The 19037-nt window shown below is 58.4% G+C and carries 14 protein-coding genes; 3 read left to right on the top strand and 11 right to left on the bottom strand.

Annotated elements, in window-relative coordinates:
• Positions 1-195 precede the first annotated feature (195 nt).
• From apaH to lptD, 6 genes are read right to left on the bottom strand one after another with little or no spacing between them, the layout of a single operon-like run.
• Positions 196-1044, bottom strand: coding sequence for a bis(5'-nucleosyl)-tetraphosphatase (symmetrical) ApaH (gene apaH, locus CWM61_RS17855; RefSeq protein WP_074386888.1), 849 nt, complete (start codon positions 1042-1044; stop codon positions 196-198).
• 4 nt (positions 1045-1048) lie between these two features.
• Positions 1049-1426, bottom strand: coding sequence for a Co2+/Mg2+ efflux protein ApaG (gene apaG, locus CWM61_RS17850; protein WP_004204274.1), 378 nt, complete (start codon positions 1424-1426; stop codon positions 1049-1051).
• A gap of 2 nt (positions 1427-1428) precedes the next feature.
• Complete coding sequence (gene rsmA, locus CWM61_RS17845; RefSeq protein ID WP_061155795.1) at positions 1429-2250, bottom strand: 16S rRNA (adenine(1518)-N(6)/adenine(1519)-N(6))-dimethyltransferase RsmA; 822 nt, start codon at positions 2248-2250, stop codon at positions 1429-1431.
• Complete coding sequence (gene pdxA, locus CWM61_RS17840) at positions 2247-3236, bottom strand: 4-hydroxythreonine-4-phosphate dehydrogenase PdxA (protein WP_165785280.1); 990 nt, start codon at positions 3234-3236, stop codon at positions 2247-2249. The genes rsmA and pdxA overlap by 4 nt, the downstream gene beginning before the upstream one ends.
• A gap of 5 nt (positions 3237-3241) precedes the next feature.
• Positions 3242-4528, bottom strand: coding sequence for a peptidylprolyl isomerase SurA (gene surA, locus CWM61_RS17835; RefSeq protein ID WP_061155793.1), 1287 nt, complete (start codon positions 4526-4528; stop codon positions 3242-3244).
• A 54-nt stretch (positions 4529-4582) separates the two neighbouring features.
• The gene (gene lptD, locus CWM61_RS17830; RefSeq protein ID WP_061155792.1) at positions 4583-6931 is read right to left on the bottom strand and encodes an LPS assembly protein LptD; all 2349 of its coding nucleotides are present in this window, start codon (positions 6929-6931) and stop codon (positions 4583-4585) included.
• Positions 6932-7174: 243 nt separating this feature from the next.
• Here lptD and djlA point away from each other — a divergent pair, with 243 nt between their 5' ends.
• The gene (gene djlA, locus CWM61_RS17825) at positions 7175-8002 is read left to right on the top strand and encodes a co-chaperone DjlA (RefSeq protein WP_074386885.1); all 828 of its coding nucleotides are present in this window, start codon (positions 7175-7177) and stop codon (positions 8000-8002) included.
• A gap of 32 nt (positions 8003-8034) precedes the next feature.
• Here the strand turns inward: djlA and CWM61_RS17820 are convergent, their stop codons facing one another.
• Positions 8035-8733: a response regulator gene (locus CWM61_RS17820; RefSeq protein WP_074386884.1), complete on the bottom strand. Its 699-nt coding sequence runs from the start codon at positions 8731-8733 to the stop codon at positions 8035-8037.
• Complete coding sequence (locus CWM61_RS17815; RefSeq protein ID WP_061155789.1) at positions 8723-10348, bottom strand: sensor histidine kinase; 1626 nt, start codon at positions 10346-10348, stop codon at positions 8723-8725. Before CWM61_RS17815 ends, CWM61_RS17820 begins: the two co-directional genes overlap by 11 nt.
• Positions 10349-10671: 323 nt before the next feature.
• On the opposite strand from CWM61_RS17815, the gene CWM61_RS17810 reads away from it, so the two are divergent.
• Together CWM61_RS17810 and citX are read left to right on the top strand one after the other, a co-directional pair.
• Positions 10672-12036, top strand: a complete 1365-nt coding sequence (locus CWM61_RS17810; RefSeq protein ID WP_008807467.1) for a 2-hydroxycarboxylate transporter family protein — start codon at positions 10672-10674, stop codon at positions 12034-12036.
• A gap of 179 nt (positions 12037-12215) precedes the next feature.
• Entirely contained in the window at positions 12216-12755 is a 540-nt protein-coding gene (gene citX / locus CWM61_RS17800; RefSeq protein ID WP_008807466.1) for a citrate lyase holo-[acyl-carrier protein] synthase, read from the top strand.
• 42 nt (positions 12756-12797) lie between these two features.
• Here citX and rluA read toward each other — a convergent pair whose 3' ends face one another.
• From rluA to polB, 3 genes are all read right to left on the bottom strand, one after another.
• Positions 12798-13457 (bottom strand): bifunctional tRNA pseudouridine(32) synthase/23S rRNA pseudouridine(746) synthase RluA, encoded by a 660-nt coding sequence (rluA, locus tag CWM61_RS17795; RefSeq protein ID WP_074386882.1) that lies wholly within the window; start codon positions 13455-13457, stop codon positions 12798-12800.
• An 11-nt stretch (positions 13458-13468) separates the two neighbouring features.
• The gene (gene rapA, locus CWM61_RS17790; RefSeq protein WP_061155787.1) at positions 13469-16375 is read right to left on the bottom strand and encodes an RNA polymerase-associated protein RapA; all 2907 of its coding nucleotides are present in this window, start codon (positions 16373-16375) and stop codon (positions 13469-13471) included.
• A gap of 186 nt (positions 16376-16561) precedes the next feature.
• The gene (gene polB / locus CWM61_RS17780; protein ID WP_100631632.1) at positions 16562-18919 is read right to left on the bottom strand and encodes a DNA polymerase II; all 2358 of its coding nucleotides are present in this window, start codon (positions 18917-18919) and stop codon (positions 16562-16564) included.
• Positions 18920-19037 lie beyond the last annotated feature (118 nt).

Below are 19037 nucleotides of genomic sequence, written 5' to 3'. Positions count from 1 at the left end.
GATAACTATGAAAAAACCCCGGTCGCGTCTGGCGTGACCGGGGTTTTCTTTTGCGTGAATTCCGCGACGATTGCGCACTCAGTATCTCGTCATATTTCCCGTCGCGGGCTTCGTCTTTCGGGAGCGCTGCCCGGGCGACAAATCGCAAGGCAATGTAGCCCGGATAAGGCGCAACGCGCCGCCATCCGGGAAGACTCAGGACGCGACGGCTTCGCCTTCGTCGAGGCTTTTCTGGCGGTTCGACGGCTGGGTGAAGTACTGCTTATCTTCCCAGCGCAGGCAGGTGAGTTCACCGCCCCAGCAGCAGCCCGTATCCAGGGCGTAAATCCCCTCTGGCGTACCGCGTCCCTCCAGTGAAGCCCAGTGGCCAAAGGCAATGCTGTAGGCATTGCTGACCGGGCCAGGAATGGCAAACCACGGCTTCAGCGGCGCCGGGGCGTCCTCGGGCGCCTCTTTCGAATACATATCCAGCTGGCCGTTCGGGAAGCAGTAGCGCATGCGGGTAAAGGCATTAGAGATAAAGCGCAGGCGTGCCAGACCACTCAGCTCGTTGCTCCAGTGATTCGGCATGTCGCCGTACATGGCATCAAGGAAGAAAGGGTAGGAGTCGCTGGAGAGCACCGCTTCAACATCGCGCGCGCACTGCTGGGCGGTCTCCAGATCCCACTGCGGCGTGATGCCCGCGTGGGCCATCACCAGCTTTTTCTCTTCATCCACCTGCAGCAGCGGCTGGCGACGCAGCCAGTTGAGCAACTCATCGGCATCCGGGGCTTCCAGCAAGGATTTCAGACGATCCTTCGGCTTGTTACGGCTGATACCGGCGAAGACGGCCAGCAGGTGGAGGTCATGGTTGCCCAGCACCAGTCGCACACAGTCGCCCAGAGATTTGACATAGCGCAGGACCTCCAGCGACCCCGGGCCACGGGCCACCAGATCGCCGGTCAGCCATAGCGTATCGCTGCCCGGGTCGAATTCAACCTGCGCTAATAATGCGATCAGTTCATCGTAGCAACCGTGAACGTCGCCAATAAGGTATGTTGACATTGTTTTAATGAATGAGCGTTGGAACTGCGAGACGGAACACAGGGATCTCGATACGGAACGGCGCGCCGTCGATATCGATCATCTCATAATGACCCTGCATGGTTCCCAGCGGCGTTTCGATGACCGCGCCGCTGGTATATTGATATTCACCGCCAGCGGGAATATGCGGTTGCTCGCCGACCACCCCTTCACCCTGCACTTCAGTCTCACGACCGTGGCCGTTAGTGATGAGCCAGTAGCGGCCAAGCAGCTGAACCTGACTCCGCCCCAGATTGCGAATGGTGACCGTATAAGCGAAGACGTAACGCTCTTCTTCCGGAGAAGACTGCGATTCGATATAGACGCTTTGCACCTGAACGCAAACACGAGGCGAATTAATCATGGTTAGCTCTCCTTCGAAGGCAGATTGTTGGATAACCAGTTGGCCATCTTACAGTACTGCTCTACAGAAATATTTTCCGCACGCACTGCCGGGTCGACGCCCAGCTCGGTCAGCACTTCAACGCTAAACAGATTGCCGAGACTATTGCGGATGGTCTTACGGCGCTGGTTGAAGGCTTCGGTTGTGATGCGGCTCAGTACCCGGATCTCTTTTACCGGATACGGCATGGTGCGGTGCGGCACCAGGCGAACCACCGCGGAGTCGACCTTAGGCGGCGGGGTAAACGCGCTCGGCGGCACTTCGAGTACCGGGATCACCTGGCAATAATATTGCGCCATCACGCTTAACCGACCATACGCCTTACTGTTCGGCCCGGCAACCAGACGATTGACCACTTCCTTCTGCAGCATAAAGTGCATATCGGCAATGGCATCAGTATAGCTGAACAGATGGAACATTAGCGGCGTCGAGATATTGTACGGCAGGTTGCCGAATACGCGCAGCGGCTGGCCCATTTTCTCCGCCAGTTCGGCGAAGTTCATGGTCATCGCATCCTGCTGATAGATGGTCAGCTTCGGTCCGAGGAACGGGTGCGTCTGCAGGCGAGCTGCCAGATCGCGGTCCAGTTCGATAACGGTCAGCTGGTCAAGACGTTCGCCGACCGGCTCGGTCAGCGCGGCGAGACCCGGGCCGATTTCAACCATCGCCTGGCCTTTCTGGGGATTAATCGCCGAGACGATGCTGTCGATCACAAATTGATCGTTGAGGAAGTTCTGCCCGAAGCGTTTACGGGCTAAATGGCCCTGATGGACTCGATTATTCATTGGGTATTAACAATCATTTTGATGGCGAGATTAAGCGCCGTGATAAAACTGCCGACGTCCGCTTTTCCCTGACCCGCTAATTCCAGTGCGGTGCCGTGGTCGACGGAGGTACGAATAAAAGGTAAACCGAGCGTAATGTTCACGCCACGGCCAAAGCCCTGGTATTTTAGCACGGGCAGGCCTTGATCGTGGTACATCGCGAGTACCGCATCGGCATGGTCAAGGTATTTGGGCTGAAAGAGGGTATCTGCCGGCAGCGGACCGCTGAGGTTCATCCCCTTCGCGCGCATCTCTTCCAGCACCGGAATGATGGTATCTATCTCTTCCGTGCCCATATGGCCGCCTTCGCCAGCGTGCGGGTTAAGCCCGCAAACCAGCACATGCGGCTGGGCAATGCCAAATTTCGTGCGCAGATCGTGATCGAGAATGGTGATGATCTCGCGCAGCAGCTCGGGCGTTATCGCTTCGCTGATGGCTTTCAACGGCAGATGGGTCGTCACCAGCGCCACCCGCAGCTCCTCGGTCGCCAGCATCATCACCACTTTGCTGGCCTTCGCGCGCTCTTCGAAGAACTCGGTATGACCGGTGAAGGCGATGCCGGCGTCGTTGATGTTGCCTTTGTGCACCGGGCCGGTCACTAACGCCGCAAATTCGCCGCTAAGGCAGCCGTCGCAAGCGCGCGCCAGCGTTTCCACGACATAGGCGCCGTTTTGCACGTTCAGCACGCCGGGTTCCGCCGGAACGTTCAGCGGTACGTTAAGCAGCGTCAGCGTACCAGCGCGTTGCGGAACGGGCGGTTGCGCAGGATCGTATGGGCGGAGAGATAAAGGAAGACCGAGCCGCTGGGCTCGGTCAGTTAACAGGGCGCCGTCGGCGCAGATCACCAGCTCAACTGGCCAGTCGCGCTGGGCAAGCTGCACGACCAGGTCAGGGCCAATCCCGGCGGGTTCGCCGGGAGTGATGACAACTTTACGGATTTCAGGCATCGATATTAGTTGCTCAGAATTTTAACATACGCACTGGCGCGCTGTTCCTGCATCCAGGTTGCCGCTTCTTCAGAGAATTTGCGGTTCATCAGCATGCGGTATGCACGATCTTTCTGCGCGGCATCGGTTCTGTCGACCTGACGGCTATCCAGCAGTTCGATCAGATGCCAGCCGAAGGAAGAGTGCACCGGTCCGCTGGTCTGCCCTTTGTTCAGACGCATCAGCGCATCGCGGAATGCCGGATCGAAGATATCCGGTGTCGCCCAACCTAAATCACCGCCCTGGTTCGCCGAGCCCGGATCTTCAGAGAACGCTTTCGCCGCTTTGGCGAAGGTGGTTTTCCCGCTCTTAATGTCAGCCGCGATCTGTTCCAGCTTGGCCTGGGCCTGGGCATCGTTCATGATCGGCGACGGCTTAAGCAGAATATGACGGGCATGGACTTCGGTGACGGAGATGTTCTGAGTCCCGCCGCGCAGGTCGTTGACTTTCAGAATGTGGAAACCGACGCCAGAGCGAATCGGGCCGACGATATCCCCTTTTTTGGCGGTGCTTAACGCCTGGGCGAAAATACCTGGCAGCTCCTGGATACGACCCCAGCCCATCTGGCCTCCCTTCAGCGCCTGTTGGTCAGCGGAGTAGGTGATGGCCAGTTTACCGAAGTTGGCGCCGTTACGCGCTTGCTCAACGATGGAATTCGCTTGCTCCTGGGCTGCGGCAACCTCATCCGCGGTCGGGTTTTCCGCCAGCGGGATCAGGATGTGGCTCAGGTTAAGCTCGGTGCTGGCATCGTTCTGGTCGCCAATCTGTTTTGCCAGCGCTTCGACTTCCTGCGGCAGCACGGTGATACGACGACGCACTTCATTGTTACGCACTTCCGAAATCAGCATCTCTTTGCGGATCTGGCTACGGTAAGTGTTGTAGTTGATGCCTTCATAGGCCAGACGGCTGCGCATCTGATCCATGGTCATGTTGTTTTGTTTAGCGATGTTGGCGATGGCCTGATCGAGCTGGTCGTCAGAGACCTTCACGCCCATCTTCTGCCCCAACTGCAATACGATCTGGTCCATGATCAGTCTTTCGAGGATTTGATGGCGCAGGGTCGCGTCATCCGGCAGCTGTTGACCAGCCTGACCCGCATTGAGCTTAACTGATTGCATCAAACCATCGACGTCGCTTTCCAGCACGACGCCATTATTGACGACGGCCGCTACTTTATCGACCACCTGAGGGGCAGCGAAACTGGTATTCGCGATCATGGCGATACCGAGAAGCAGCGTTTTCCAGTTCTTCATACTTTTTCCATTTCAATTAACCGCAAATGCGGACGATGTTGTAAACCAGCCGCATCACAGGGAGCTCTGGTACGGTAAAATGTTCGAACGCAGCATCTGCTGGGTGCCGAGGCCGTAGTTAGAGCTCAGACCGCGCAATTCAATATTGATTCCGAAGGTGTTGTCGTATTTGCTCTCGCCGCCGTTGTTGTTGCTATCCCAGCCGTTGACTTTACGTTCGTAGCCAAGACGGATGGCGTAGCAGCAGGAGTTATACTGAACACCCAACATCTGGTTTGCTGCTTTCCGGGTATTGGTATCGAAGTAGTATGCCCCGACCACGGACCAGCGATCGACGATCGGCCAGCTGGCGGTCATCCCCACTTGCGAAATACCCTGTTTATATTGTGCCGCCGTGGAATATGACGGCAGTGTAGCCTGAATATATTCCGGGCTGGCGTAACGATAGTTAAGCTGAACTAAGCGGTTTTCATCACGACGGTATTCAATGGTGCCGTTACCGGTGGCGACGTTATCCAGACGGGTGTCGTACTGGATCCCCCCGCGTAAGCCCCAGTCATCGGCGATGCGCCAGTAGGTATCTCCGGCCCATACCAGTGAACCCGTGGTGTCGTTGTTCTCCCAGTTGATGTTGTCATCACCGGTGCGTGACTCGGTGAAATAATAGATTTGACCAACGGAAATATTAAAACGTTCCACGGCGGCGGCATCATACACGCGAGAGGTGATGCCGGTGGTGACCTGGTTGGCTGACGCGATGCGGTCCAGACCGCTGTAGGTACGGTCGCGGAACAGGCCGCTGTAGTCTGACTGCAGTAGCGTGGAGTCGTAGCTGCCGATTTCACTCTGATCGCGGTACGGCACGTACAGATACTGCATGCGCGGTTCCAGCGTCTGAGTGAATCCCTCCTGCAGGTCGCGCTCAAAGACCATTTTACCGTCGACTTTAAACTGCGGCATTACGCGGCTGACGGACTCTTTGTAGTTGGTACCGTTGGCGGCGTTGTAATCATCGAGGTTGCTCTGCTGGTAGTGGGTCGCCAGCAGCTTGGCTTCAGTATTCAGACTACCCCAGCCGTTGGACAGCGGCAGGTTGATCGTCGGTTCGAAGTGAACACGGGTCGCTTCCGGCATGTTGTTATTCGAGTTAACAAAGTGAGCGACCTGGCTGTACAGATGGGTATCGAACGGACCGACATCGTTCTGGTAGTAGTTGATGTCCAGCTGCGGCTCAGCCGAGTAGGAGTTGCTCGATTCCCGGTTAAAGACCTGGAACTGCTTGGTCGATACCGTCGCGTCAAAGTTCTGGTTGACGTAACCTGCGCTGAATTTCTGCGTCGCATAGCCATCGGTACTGGAACCATATTTCGAGCTGAAATCGCTGAAATAGTCTGGATCGCTCACCTTGGTGTAGTCAGCGTTCAGACGCCACACCTGATCGATAACCCCGGAGTGGTTCCAGTAGAACAGCCAGCGGCGGCTGTTGCTGTCTTTGGAGTGGTCGTCTTCGTAGACTTTATCCGATGGCAGGTAGTCGAATTCGGTTAAGCCGCTGCCGAGCTGGGTCAGATAGCGGAATTCGTTTTCCCACATCACGCCGCCGCGTTTGTTCATATAGTGCGGGGTGATGGTGGCATCGAAGTTCGGCGCGATATTCCAGTAGTACGGCAGGGAGAATTCCACACCGTTTTTGGTACTGTATTTAGCGTTCGGGATCAGGAAACCGGAACGACGTTTATCGCCCACTGGCAACTGCAGGTAAGGGCTGTAGAAAATCGGTACCGAGCCCAGCTTAAAGCGGGCGTTCCAGATCTCGGCAACCTGCTCTTCACGGTCGTGGATGACTTCGCTGCCCACGACGCTCCAGGTGTCTGAGCCCGGCAAACAGGAGGTAAAGCTGCCGTTTTCCAGAATGGTATAGCGGTTTTCGCCGCGCTGTTTCATCAGATCGGCGGTGCCACGCCCCTGGCGTCCGACCATTTGATAATCGCCCTGCCAGACGTTGGTGTCTTTGGTGTTCAGGTTTGACCAGGCTTTAGGCCCTTTGAGGATCACCTGGTTATCGTCGTAATGGACGTTGCCCAGCGCATCCACCGTTCGCACCGGTTGCGCCTGGCCTGCTGCCTGCTGCTGATGCAGCTGAACTTCGTCGGCACGGAGGCGGCTGTTCCCTTGATTAATGTCGACGTTACCGGTGAAGACGGCATTATCAGGGTAGTTGCCCTTCGCATGATCGGCATTAATCGTCACCGGCAACTCGCCAGGTCTCCCTTCCACGAGTGGACGATCAAAGCTTGGCACGCCAAGCATACATTGCGTTGCGAGATCGGCAGCGAGGCCTTGTTGGCTATACAAGGCGCTGGCAATCATCGTAGCCAGGAGGCTGGGAATACGTTTTTTCATACGTTGTATTTATTGTTCCATCATCTTGTGGCAGCGGCTTGCAAACGGTCAGAGCCTAACTTACTCAACTTTATCACGCTAGTGTTAATCCTGCCCGTTTCGAGCCCGAGCGTTAGGCACCCTGTTGAATGACGAGTATGATAAAGCAAATTATAGGCTATGTCCCACAATTGACCGAGGCGCGAGTGCCGGGTAACGTGCGGTCATATTCGAGCTTAACGGCGATAAACAGTTGGGGAGTCTATGCAGTATTTGGGTAAAGTGATTGGCGTGGCGGTGGCTTTGCTGATGGGCGGTGGGTTTTGGGGCGTCGTGCTCGGCTTCCTGGTGGGCCATATGTTTGACCGGGCGCGCAGCCGCCGGTTGAATCTCTTCGCTAATCAACAGGAACGCCAGTCGCTCTTCTTTTCCACCACTTTTGAAGTGATGGGGCATCTGACCAAATCCAAGGGCCGCGTCACCGAAGCCGATATTCATGTCGCCAATGTGCTGATGGATCGCATGAACCTGCACGGCGCATCGCGTACGGCGGCACAGCAGGCGTTTCGCGACGGTAAAGCCGACAACTATCCGCTGCGCGAGAAGATGCGTCAGCTACGCAGCGTCTGCTTTGGCCGCTTCGATCTGATTCGGATGTTTCTGGAAATTCAGCTGCAGGCCGCGTTTGCTGATGGCGAATTGCACCCCAACGAACGTGAAGTGCTGTTCGTCATCGCTGACGAGCTTGGCATCTCCCGCGCCCAGTTCGATCAGTTCCTGCGGATGATGCAGGGCGGCGCCCAGTTCGGCGGTGGTGCGCAGCAGCAATCGTATGGTCAGCACGGCGGCAATGCCGGCTGGCAGCAGGCGCAGCGCGGGCCAACCCTCGAAGATGCCTGCAATGTGCTGGGGGTGAAACCGACCGATGACGCGGCGACGGTGAAGCGCGCCTATCGTAAGCTGATGAACGAACATCACCCGGACAAGCTGGTGGCAAAAGGGCTGCCGCCGGAAATGATGGAGATGGCCAAACAGAAAGCCCAGGAGATCCAGAAGGCCTGGGAGCTGATCAAAGAGCAGCGCGGCTTCTGAGTTTTCCTGCCCCTCCCGTCCGGCGAGGGGCTTTAGCTTTTAGGCTGCGCGCGTCGGTACAGCCGCCGCGGATGGCCGATTTTTCCGTACAGCATCTCCACTTCCAGAAAGCCGGTCTCAACGCCGTGTTCCAGATAGCGCCGGGCGGTGGTTTTGCTGAGCCCGGCGGCGCTGACCACCTCATCGACGGAAAAACAGTGCGCTTCCCGACCGCTAAACAGCCCCTGTACCAGCGCCAGCGTCTTCTCTTCAATGCCCTTACTGCCATTATCCACGCGATAGTTCTTTGCCTGCAGTTGATAGAGCGAATCGACGTTCTGCTGATCGACGATTTTCCATTCCCGCTGCTGATCGTAAAACTGGATAAAGCGCTCAAGCGACTGGCTCAGCCGCTTCCACGAAACGGGCTTGAGGATATAGTCGAAGGCGCCGTTACGGATTGCCAGGCTGCAGGTTTCCATATCGCTGGCGGCGGTAATAAAGATCACCGAGCAATGGGTGGTCGCCAGCACCGGGTCAGTCATCAGCGTGACGCCTTTGCCGTCCGGTAAATAATTATCCAGCAGCACCAGCTGCGGCGGACTGGCGTGGAGCAGTTGCCGCGCCTGAGCGAGGGAGGCCGCCATGCCTGCCAGCCGCAGTCGCGGGTGTTTTTGCACAAGCTCGGCGTGCAGGCGCGCCAGCTCGCTCTCATCTTCAATGATCAGCACATCGACCAGGTCATGATGCATCGTGGGCCTCCGTTTGCGGACAGGCGGGCGCATCGGCCGGGATAAACAGGGTAAAGATGGCTCCCCGCGGCGCGTTGTCAGCGACTTCGATGGTGCCGCCCGCCTGAGTGACATAATGTTCAATAAGATACAGACCAATGCCGTGATCGCCACGGGTTTTGGTGGTCACGCCACGCTCAAAAATGCGGTCGCGAATATCAGGACGGATGCCGACGCCGCGGTCGGCCACTTCGATGATCAGCTCCCGGGCGTTGAGCTGAATCAGTACTTCCACGGGCTCGTGCGGAAGCTCGGCGCGCTGCGTGGCTTCGATGGCGTTATCCAGCAGATTGCCGATAATGGAGATCAGTTCGGATTCCTTCAACGACGGCAGCGGACGATCGATACGGCAGGCCGGGTCGAAGCTCAGTTCAACCCCTTTTTCGCGAGCACGGGTGGCCTTGCCCAACAGCAGGCCGCACAACGTCGGCGAGTGGAAGTGCGAGGAGATGAAGTCCAGCAGCTCCTGGGCATGCTCCGACTGGGCCTGAATATAGCGGATCGCTTCGTCATAGTGGCCCATATGCAGCAGGCCGGAGAGGGTGGTCATCCGGTTGAGCTGCTCGTGGCGCATGATGCGCAGGTTGTCGACATAGCGCTTCACCTGGCTGAGCTGGGCGGTGAGGGCATTGATTTCGTTGCGGTCGCGGAAGGTGATCACCCAGCCCTGCAGCGTATTCTCCAGCATAATGCGCACCCGGCTGGCGAGCACGGTCAGCTGGTTGAAGCGGCACAGTTCGTCATGGGTGTCACGCTCGAGCATGTCGTCGCTGGCGAAAAACGGCTGCGGCGAAATGACGCTGTCGATCGACTGGCCGCGCAGCTGGCGGGCAGGCTGGCTGAGCTCCAGCAGGCTGCGGGCGGCATGGTTAATCACCTCAATGCGCCGCTGGTGATCGATGACAATCACCCCTTCAAAGATAGACTCCATCATTGCCTTTTGCTGACGTACCAACAGGCCTATCTCTCGCGGCTCGAGCGAAAAAATCTGCTTCTTGATACTGCGGGTAAAATACCAGGAGAAGATAAACAGGGCGATGAGCAGCAGGACGGCGGCTATAAAAATATTGATCACTTTGGTCAGCGTGATGCTGTCGAGATAGCTGGTGAGGTAGCCAACGGAGACAATACCGATCACCCGCCCCTCGTCATCGACGATGGGCGTTTTGCTGCGCAGCGAGACGCCCAGGCCGCCTTTGCGAATGGTGGTGATGGTGTGCCCCTCCAGTACCGCCTGGTTGTCGCCGCCGACCAGCCGCGTGCCAACCCACTCCGGATGGACGGAGTGAAACAGATGCACGCCCTGGCGGTCGCCGATGACGATAAAACTGGCATCGCTATGGGCGGCGATTTGCTGCATAAACGCCCGAATCGCCTGCGGGTCGTGCTGGCTGACCTGCTGGCGTAAATTAGGCATCAGGGCTATCTCTTCGGCCTGAATTTTGGCCCGGCCACTCATTTCCTGATACAGCTGGCGGCTGGCATCAAAATAATAATAAATGCCCAGCGCAATAAAGAGGACCGAGAAAAAGGCGACCAGCGAAATAAACAGCTTATATTGAAAAGATACTTTCATAGGTCCCGGACAGCGTATTCACCATACCGGCACTCTATCATTTTTCTGTCACGTGACGTAAATGTTAAGGAAAAGTTGTGATCGCCTGCGCAGGCGCTGACTGTCGGCGGGGGGCTCGACGGAAATAACGCGTCAGAGAGAATAAACACCATAAAAACCACGACAATAAATCAGAGATATATCACCCCTGCGCGGTTCCGCGAATAGAAACCATAAAAACCATAGTGACCATTAAAACTTCTTTTTTAATCTGGGGAGCTTCACATTAACGACGCCGCTGTCCCTTTACGCTGAAAATGAATAATAACGACAGGGCTGAATTTATGAGCACCACAGACAATGCATTCTCTGCAACCCTTGAACCGATCAATACGCCGAAAACCACGCTGAAGCAGCGCTGGTGGCACATCATGGATAACTGGAAGGTAGGGATCGTCCCGCTGCCGCTGTTTTTGCTGGCCGGGGGGCTGATTGCCCTCGACTGCCTTGGCGGTAAACTGCCGAGCGATATCGTGGTGATGGTGGCCACCCTGGCTTTCTTTGGCTTCGCCTGCGGCGAGTTTGGTAAGCGCCTGCCGGTGCTGGGGAAACTCGGCGCGGCGGCGATCTGCGCCACTTTTATCCCTTCCGCGCTGGTCCACTACGGTCTGCTGCCGGACGTGGTCGTGGAATCCACGACTAAATTCTATAAATCCACCAACATCCTCTATCTCTACATCTGCTGCATCATCGTCGGCAGCATCATGAGTATGAACCGTACCACGCTGATTCAGGGCTTTCTGAAGATCTTCTTCCCGATGCTGTGCGGCGAAGTGGTTGGCATGCTGGTGGGCATCGGCGTCGGCACGCTGCTGGGCATGGAGCCGTTCCAGGTGTTCTTCTTTATCGTGCTGCCGATCATGGCCGGTGGCGTGGGGGAAGGGGCGATCCCGTTGTCGATGGGTTACGCCGCGCTGATGCATATGGAGCAGGGCGTGGCACTGGGCCGGATATTGCCGATGGTGATGCTCGGCAGTCTGACGGCGATCGTTATCTCCGGCTGCCTCAACCAGCTCGGCAAGCGTTCCCCGCATCTCACCGGTGAAGGACAACTCATGCCGAACCGCAGTAATGAAACCCGTAGCCTCGGCGAGAGCGAAGGCGTGAGCGGCAAAACCGACGTCGGGACCCTGGCCTCCGGCGCGTTGCTGGCGGTGCTGCTGTATATGATGGGGATGCTTGGCCACAAGCTGATTGGCCTGCCGGCGCCGGTGGGCATGCTGTTCCTCGCGGTGCTGTTAAAGCTGGCTAACGTGGTGTCGCCGCGCCTGCAGGAGGGATCGCAGATGGTGTATAAATTCTTCCGCACCGCGGTGACTTACCCGATCCTCTTTGCCGTCGGCGTGGCGATCACCCCGTGGCAGGAGCTGGTAAACGCCTTCACGCTGACCAACCTGCTGGTGATCGTCAGTACCGTCTCGGCGCTGGTGGCGACGGGGTTCTTTGTGGGTAAAAAAATAGGGATGCACCCGATCGATGTGGCGATTGTCTCCTGTTGCCAGAGCGGGCAGGGCGGCACCGGCGATGTGGCGATCCTGACCGCCGGTAACCGCATGAGCCTGATGCCGTTCGCGCAGATCGCTACCCGGATCGGCGGGGCGATAAATGTCTCGCTGGGACTGCTGTTCCTCAGCCACTATCTGGCGTGATTAAACGCTGCGCTAAGCGATAAATCTGCCATTTTCCGCTACAGAACGCAGAAAATATCTGCGTTCTGTATCCTAAATGCTCCTCATTTAGCGTTACAATCAGCGCGCGATCGGCTATCGCATCCATCATCATGACAGCCCAGGCGCTGTCGCATTTATCATATGTAGGAGAGGAATTAATGTCAGTGGATACTCCCGCCCAGGCGGGCGTCAGCATCGATGCATTGCTGGCGGCGAAAGAGCAGCGTGCAGCCCGCCAGGCTGACTGGCTGGCCCATTATCAGCAGCCTGTTATTTCCCTGACCCTGGTGACCCCGGGGGCGGTGAAAGACAGCATTCGCTATCGCAACATGATGGGCGTTGCCCTCCAGGCCTGCGACCAACTGCTGTGGAAGCACCGCTGGCAAGCGCTGGATCGTCAGGTGCTGTGGTTGCCGACCGGGCCCGAAGCGCTGTGGTGCGTGGCGCACCCGGCCAGCGAAATCAAAGCGATGTGCAGTACGCTGGAGCAGAGCCATCCGCTGGGACGCCTGTGGGATATCGATGTGATCTGTCCACAGAACGGGCAGGTAGGTCGTCAGTCGCTGGGTGAGTCGCAGCGCCGCTGTCTGCTGTGTGATGAGCCTGCGCACGCCTGCGCGCGCAGCCGTCGACACGACACCGATCTCGTCGTGGCGCGCGTTGAGCAGATGATTGATGCGTGGTTTGCCCGCGACTAACGGGTCAGTATTCCCCGGCGGCAAGGCGGCACCGGGGACGTCCTAAAAGTCGACCGGCGCGCGAAAGGTCATCGCGTTGCCGTAGGCAGGGTGGGTGATGGTGAGCGTCTCGGCGTGCAGCAGCAGACGCGGGGCCATCGCCAGCGCCTCCGGCGTGGCGTAAAAGCGGTCGCCGAGAATCGGATGCCCCAGCGCCAGCATATGCACGCGCAGCTGGTGCGAACGTCCGGTAATCGGCTTCAGGCGCACGCGGGCGGTATTATCCTCTGCGTACTCCAGCACCTCATATTCGGTTTGCGCCGCTTTGCCGGTTTCATAGCACACCTTCTGCTTTGGCCGGTTCGGCCAGTCGCAAATCAGCGGTAAATCCACCAGACCTTCCGCCGGCTGCGGATGTCCCCAGACGCGGGCGACGTACTGCTTTTTCGGCTCGCGCTCGCGGAACTGACGTTTCAGTTCACGCTCCGCGGCCTTATTCAGTGCCACCACAATCACACCGCTGGTGGCCATATCAAGGCGATGCACCGATTCGGCCTGCGGGAAGTCGCGCTGAATGCGCGTCATCACGCTGTCTTTATGCTCATCAAGACGACCGGGTACGGACAACAAGCCGCTTGGCTTGTTGACCACCATGATGTGCTCATCCTGATACAGGATCACCAGCCAGGGATCCTGCGGCGGATTGTAGTTTTCCATCGCCATTTCGCGTTCCGTTACTGGTGGGTGACGACGATCAGACGCAGGGCGTCCAGACGCCACCCGGCCTGTCCCAGCGCCTCCAGCACCTGCTGACGGTTGCTTTCGATCGCCGCCAGTTCGTCGTCACGGATGTTCGGGTTCACCGCCTTCAGCGCTTCCAGGCGCGACAGTTCCGCTGTCAGTTTATCATCGGCTTCGCGACGCGCCGCGTCGATCAGCGTCTGCGCCGCTTTGGCGATCTGCGCTTCGCCCTGCTGCAGAATCGCGTGAACGTCCTGCTGCACCGCGTTGACCAGTTTGCTGCCGGTGTGGCGGTTAACCGCGCTCAGCTGGCGGTTGAAGCTTTCAAACTCCACCTGGCCGGCGAGGTTGTTGCCGTTTTTATCCAGCAACATGCGGACCGGCGTCGCTGGCAGGAAGCGGTTAAGCTGCAGCTGTTTCGGCGCCTGCGCTTCGACCACGTAGATCAGCTCCAGCAGCAGGGTGCCGACCGGCAGCGCCTTATTCTTCAGCAGGGAAATGGTGCTGCTGCCGGTATCGCCGGAAAGGATCAGATCCAGACCGTTGCGGATCAGCGGGTGTTCCCAGGTGATAAACTGCGCATCTTCACGCGACAGCGCCACGTCACGCTCGAAGGTGATGGTGCAACCGTCTTCCGGCAGGCCCGGGAAGTCCGGGACCAGCATATGGTCGGAAGGGGTCAGGACGATCAGGTTTTCACCGCGGTCATCCTGGTTGATGCCGACGATATCGAACAGGTTCATCGAGAAGGCGATCAGGCTGGTGTCGTCATCCTGCTCTTCGATGCTCTCCGCCAGGGCCTGGGCCTTCTCGCCACCGTTAGAATGGATCTCCAGCAGGCGGTCACGGCCCTGCTCCAGCTGCGCCTTCAGGGCGTCATGCTGCTGGCGGCAGGATTTGATCAGATCGTCAAAGCCGTCGGTGGATTCCGGTGCTGCAAGGTAGTTGATCAGTTCATCATGGACGCTGTCGTAGACGGTCCGACCGGTCGGGCAGGTATGTTCGAAGGCGTCGAGGCCTTCGTGATACCAGCGCACCAGCACCGACTGCGCGGTCTTTTCCAGGTATGGAACGTGGATCTGGATATCGTGTGCCTGGCCGATACGGTCGAGACGGCCGATACGCTGCTCAAGCAGATCCGGGTTAAACGGCAGATCGAACATCACCAGGTTGCTGGCGAACTGGAAGTTACGTCCTTCGGAGCCGATTTCGGAGCACAGCAGCACCTGGGCGCCGGTGTCTTCTTCGGCAAACCACGCCGCGGCGCGGTCGCGTTCGATAATCGACATCCCTTCATGGAACACCGCGGCGCGGATGCCTTCGCGCTCGCGCAGCACCTGCTCCAGCTGTAGCGCGGTGGCGGCTTTGGCGCAAATCACCAGTACCTTCTGCGAGCGATGGCTGGTCAGGTAGCCCATCAGCCACTCGACACGCGGGTCGAAGTTCCACCAGGTACCGGTATCGCCTTCAAATTCCTGATAGATCTGCTCCGGATAGAGCATGTCGCGCGCGCGCTCTTCCGCGGTTTTGCGGGCGCCCATAATACCGGAGACTTTGATGGCCGTCTGGTACTGGGTCGGCAGCGGCAGACGAATGGTGTGCAGCTCGCGTTTCGGGAAGCCTTTGACGCCGTTACGGGTGTTACGGAACAGCACGCGGCTGGTGCCGTGGCGGTCCATCAGCATGGAGACCAGCTCCTGGCGCGCCGCCTGAGCGTCTTCGCGATCGCTGTTAGCAGCCTGCAGCAGTGGCTCGATATCCTGCTCGCCGATCAGATCGCCAAGGGTATTGAGTTCATTATCGCTCAGCGTGTTGCCTGCCAGCAGCAGGGCGACGGCGTCGGCGACCGGGCGGTAGTTTTGCTGTTCTTCAACAAACTGCTCGAAATCGTGGAAGCGGTTTGGATCCAGCAGACGCAGACGCGCAAAGTGGCTCTCCATACCCAGCTGTTCCGGCGTCGCGGTCAGCAGCAGAATGCCCGGCACGCGTTCGGCCAGCTGTTCGATCGCCTGATATTCACGGCTCGGCGCCTCTTCGCTCCACACCAGATGGTGCGCTTCATCGACCACCATCAGGTCCCACTCGGCGTCGCACAGGTGCTCCAGACGCTGCTTACTGCGGCGCACGAAGTCTAAAGAGCAGATCACCAGCTGTTCGGTTTCAAACGGGTTGTAGGCATCGTGCTGCGCTTCGGCATAGCGCTCGTCGTCGAACAGCGAGAAGCGCAGGTTGAAGCGGCGCAGCATTTCCACCAGCCACTGGTGCTGGAGGGTTTCCGGGACCACGATCAGCACGCGCTCGGCGGCGCCGGAGAGCAGCTGCTGATGCAGGATCATCCCGGCTTCAATGGTTTTACCTAAGCCCACTTCATCAGCCAGCAGGACGCGCGGCGCGTGACGACGGCCCACATCGTGGGCGATATTCAGCTGATGCGGGATCAGGCTGGTGCGCTGGCCGCGCAGGCCGCTCCACGGCATGCGGTACTGTTCGCTCTGGAACTTACGCGCGCGGTAGCGCAGGGCAAAGCGGTCCATACGGTCAATTTGACCGGCAAACAAGCGGTCCTGCGGCTTGCTGAACACCAGTTTGCTGTCGAGCAGCACTTCACGCAGAGTCACGTTAGCTTCCTCGGTGTCCAGCCGGGTACCGGTGTAGGACAGCAGCCCGTTCTCTTCATTCACTTCGTCAACGTGGAGCTGCCAGCCTTCGTGGCTGGTGATGGTGTCTCCCGGGTTAAACATCACGCGGGTGATCGGGGAATCGTTGCGAGAATACAGACGGTTTTCGCCGATGGCGGGGAAAAGGAGAGTGACCATGCGCGCATCCAGCGCTACCACCGTTCCTAATCCTAGTTCGCTCTCTGTGTCGCTAATCCAGCGTTGACCAAGTGTAAAAGGCATATGTGTTCGGCTCTTTGTTCTTTAATTGCAGGCAATAGTTGATCATCTCCATGAATAATCGGAGATACGTCAAAATTGGGGCCAGGAATGGAAAGGGCGCTATATTACTGGATGGAGGAACGTTCGTCACCTCCTCCGCACCCTTCATTTTTCGGCTTTTGTGCCTGTGGAAGGGGTGAGAAAAAATCAAAATAGTCCCAGCTGCCCTGTCACTATTGTAGCAAAGTCATCGTTGACGAAGGGCAGGATCCCTTCCGCCACTGGCTGCAACTGCTTTGTTAAATAGTGATCATAATCGAGCGGCGACAGCTGGTAATCCACCGGCTCCGGGCCGCTGGTGGTCCAGACGTATTTAATGGTGCCGCGCTGCTGATACTGCTGCGCACGTCCCCGCTTCAGGTTGTGCTCATCGGCAAGCCTGGCCGCGCGTACGTGCGGCGGTACGTTGCGTTGATACTCGGCCAGCGGTCGGCGCAGGCGCTTGCGGTAAATCAGCTGTTCGTCGAGCTCGCCGTTCATCAGCCTGGCGATAGTCTCCCGCACATAGTCCTGATACGGCTGGTTGCGGAAGATGCGCAGATATAACTCCTGTTGGAACTGCTGGGCCAGCGGCGTCCAGTCGGTACGCACCGTCTCCAGACCCTTAAACACCATGCGCTGGGCATCGCCCTCCTGAATCATCCCGGCATAGCGCTTCTTGCTGCCAGTATCGGCGCCGCGGATCGTCGGCATTAAAAAGCGGCAGAAGTGGGTTTCATACTCCAGCTCCAGGGTGCTGGTCAGTTGGCTTTTGCCAAGCTCCTGCGCCCACCAGGTATTGACGTCGCTGACCAGCTCGCGGCCGATTTCTGCGGCCTGCGCTTCGCTGTGCGGGCGTTTCAGCCAGACGAAGGTGGAGTCGGTATCGCCGTAGATAACGTCGTAGCCTTTGGCTTCAATTAACGCTTTGGTCTGGCGCATGATCGCGTGGCCGCGCATGGTAATTGACGAGGCGAGACGCGGGTCGAAGAAGCGGCAGGCGCTGGTGCCCAGCACGCCGTAGAAGGCGTTCATGATGATCTTCAGCGCCTGGGAGAGCGGCTTATTATGCTGGCGTTTGGCTTCATCGCGGCCGTGCCAGATCTGCCCGACGATCCCCGGCAGGCAGTGCTTGTCGCGCGAGAAGCGGGCGCCGAGAAAGCCCTCGGTACTGTGCTGGTCATCGGGTTGCGCCAGGCCTTCCACCAGGCCGACCGGATCGATTAGAAAGGTACGAATAATCGACGGATACAGGCTTTTGTAGTCCAGCACCAGCACCGAGTCATACAGACCGGGGCGGGAGTCCATCACGTAGCCACCGGGGCTGGCCTGCGGGGGGACGTCGCCGAGATTCGGCGCCACGTAGCCCAGGCGGTGCATGCGCGGGAAGTAAAGATGGCTGAAGGCGGCGACCGAACCGCCGTGGCGATCGGCGGGCAGGCCGTTAACCGTCGCTCGTTCGAGCAAAAACGGCATGATCTCGGTTTTATGGAAGATCCGCGTGACCAGCTCGCAATCCTGCAGGTTATAGGTTGCCAGCGCCGGTTTGTCTTCATGGAAGCGGCGATCGATCTCGTCCATCCGATCCCACGGGTTGTCAATGGCTTTACCTTCACCCAGCAGTTCGCGGGCCACGGCCTCCAGTGAAAAGGAGGAGAAATTCCAGAACGCCGATTTTAGCGCGTCGATGCCGTCGATAATCAGCCGCCCGCAGGCCTGGGCGAAAAAGACGCCGTTCTTAAAACCGTGCTCGCGCCACTCCAGCTCACTGTTGCCGCGGCCAAGACGCAGGGGGATGCGGTAGCGCTCGGCGTGCTTTTGCAGGACGCGGAGATCGAACTGCACCACGTTCCAGCCGATCAGCACGTCGGGGTCGTGTTCGGCAAACCAGGCGTTGAGCTTTTCCAGCAGCAGGGGGCGGCTGGCGATGTAGACCAGCTCGAAGTCGGCGTCTGGCGGCGTTTCCGGTTCGGGGCCCAGCATGTAGACCACCCGCTGGCCGCAGCCTTCCAGCCCGATGCAGTACAGCTCGCCGTGGCGGCTGGTTTCGATATCCAGCGACACCCATCTCAGCGGCGGGCGATAGTCAGGGTTCGGTTTCATGCGCGCGTTGACCAGCTGCGAGCCGCGCATTTCGCCTTCCACCCACACCGGGGCGGTAATAAAGCGCTCCATCAGGTAGCGCTCCGGCGGGCGGATATCGCCCTCGTAGACGGTGACGCCGCTGTCGCGGAGCATCTTCTCCAGACGCATCAATTGACGATGGGCGCGGCAGTAGAGGCCGACAACCGGTTGCCGGTGGAAATCTTTCAGGGCCAGCGGCGCGAAGCGGAAGCCTTTCTCCCCCTGCAACAGCCGTTCAGCCTGCGCCCGCTGCGCTTCGGGGATAAAGGCAACGGACTCCTGCGGCGGGAGTGTGACTTGCAGCGGGCCGTCGTCGGTGGCCAGCCAGAAGGAGAGCTCGGTGCCCTGCGGGGTGTCCCGCCAGTGACGGGTGAGTAAAAAACCTGCTCGTGGCTGGGTCACGGGTATTCTCGCCGATAAAAAACCAGGCCTGATTATAGCCTGGTTTCTCAATAGGTGCTGGGGTTTTATACAGTTATTCGGTGCTAAGGTGGCCCCGGATTGCGGCTTGCGCCTTATC

The sequence above is a fragment of the Klebsiella sp. K-Nf6 genome (assembly GCF_002806655.1).
Classification (GTDB): Bacteria; Pseudomonadota; Gammaproteobacteria; order Enterobacterales; family Enterobacteriaceae; genus Klebsiella; species Klebsiella variicola.
Note: the sequence above shows the minus strand (reverse complement) of the source record. Positions and strands in the feature narration are given on the sequence as shown.

Excerpts from the sequence above, each read along its gene's own strand:
- djlA (WP_074386885.1), top strand. The coding sequence starts at position 7,175 with ATGCAGTATTTGGGTAAAGTGATTGGCGTGGCGGTGGCTTTGCTGATG.
- CWM61_RS17820 (WP_074386884.1), bottom strand. The coding sequence starts at position 8,733 with ATGCATCATGACCTGGTCGATGTGCTGATCATTGAAGATGAGAGCGAG.
- CWM61_RS17810 (WP_008807467.1), top strand. The coding sequence starts at position 10,672 with ATGAGCACCACAGACAATGCATTCTCTGCAACCCTTGAACCGATCAAT.
- citX (WP_008807466.1), top strand. The coding sequence starts at position 12,216 with ATGTCAGTGGATACTCCCGCCCAGGCGGGCGTCAGCATCGATGCATTG.
- rluA (WP_074386882.1), bottom strand. The coding sequence starts at position 13,457 with ATGGCGATGGAAAACTACAATCCGCCGCAGGATCCCTGGCTGGTGATC.
- rapA (WP_061155787.1), bottom strand. The coding sequence starts at position 16,375 with ATGCCTTTTACACTTGGTCAACGCTGGATTAGCGACACAGAGAGCGAA.
- apaH (WP_074386888.1), bottom strand. The coding sequence starts at position 1,044 with ATGTCAACATACCTTATTGGCGACGTTCACGGTTGCTACGATGAACTG.
- apaG (WP_004204274.1), bottom strand. The coding sequence starts at position 1,426 with ATGATTAATTCGCCTCGTGTTTGCGTTCAGGTGCAAAGCGTCTATATC.
- pdxA (WP_165785280.1), bottom strand. The coding sequence starts at position 3,236 with ATGCCTGAAATCCGTAAAGTTGTCATCACTCCCGGCGAACCCGCCGGG.
- CWM61_RS17815 (WP_061155789.1), bottom strand. The coding sequence starts at position 10,348 with ATGAAAGTATCTTTTCAATATAAGCTGTTTATTTCGCTGGTCGCCTTT.
- rsmA (WP_061155795.1), bottom strand. The coding sequence starts at position 2,250 with ATGAATAATCGAGTCCATCAGGGCCATTTAGCCCGTAAACGCTTCGGG.
- lptD (WP_061155792.1), bottom strand. The coding sequence starts at position 6,931 with ATGAAAAAACGTATTCCCAGCCTCCTGGCTACGATGATTGCCAGCGCC.
- surA (WP_061155793.1), bottom strand. The coding sequence starts at position 4,528 with ATGAAGAACTGGAAAACGCTGCTTCTCGGTATCGCCATGATCGCGAAT.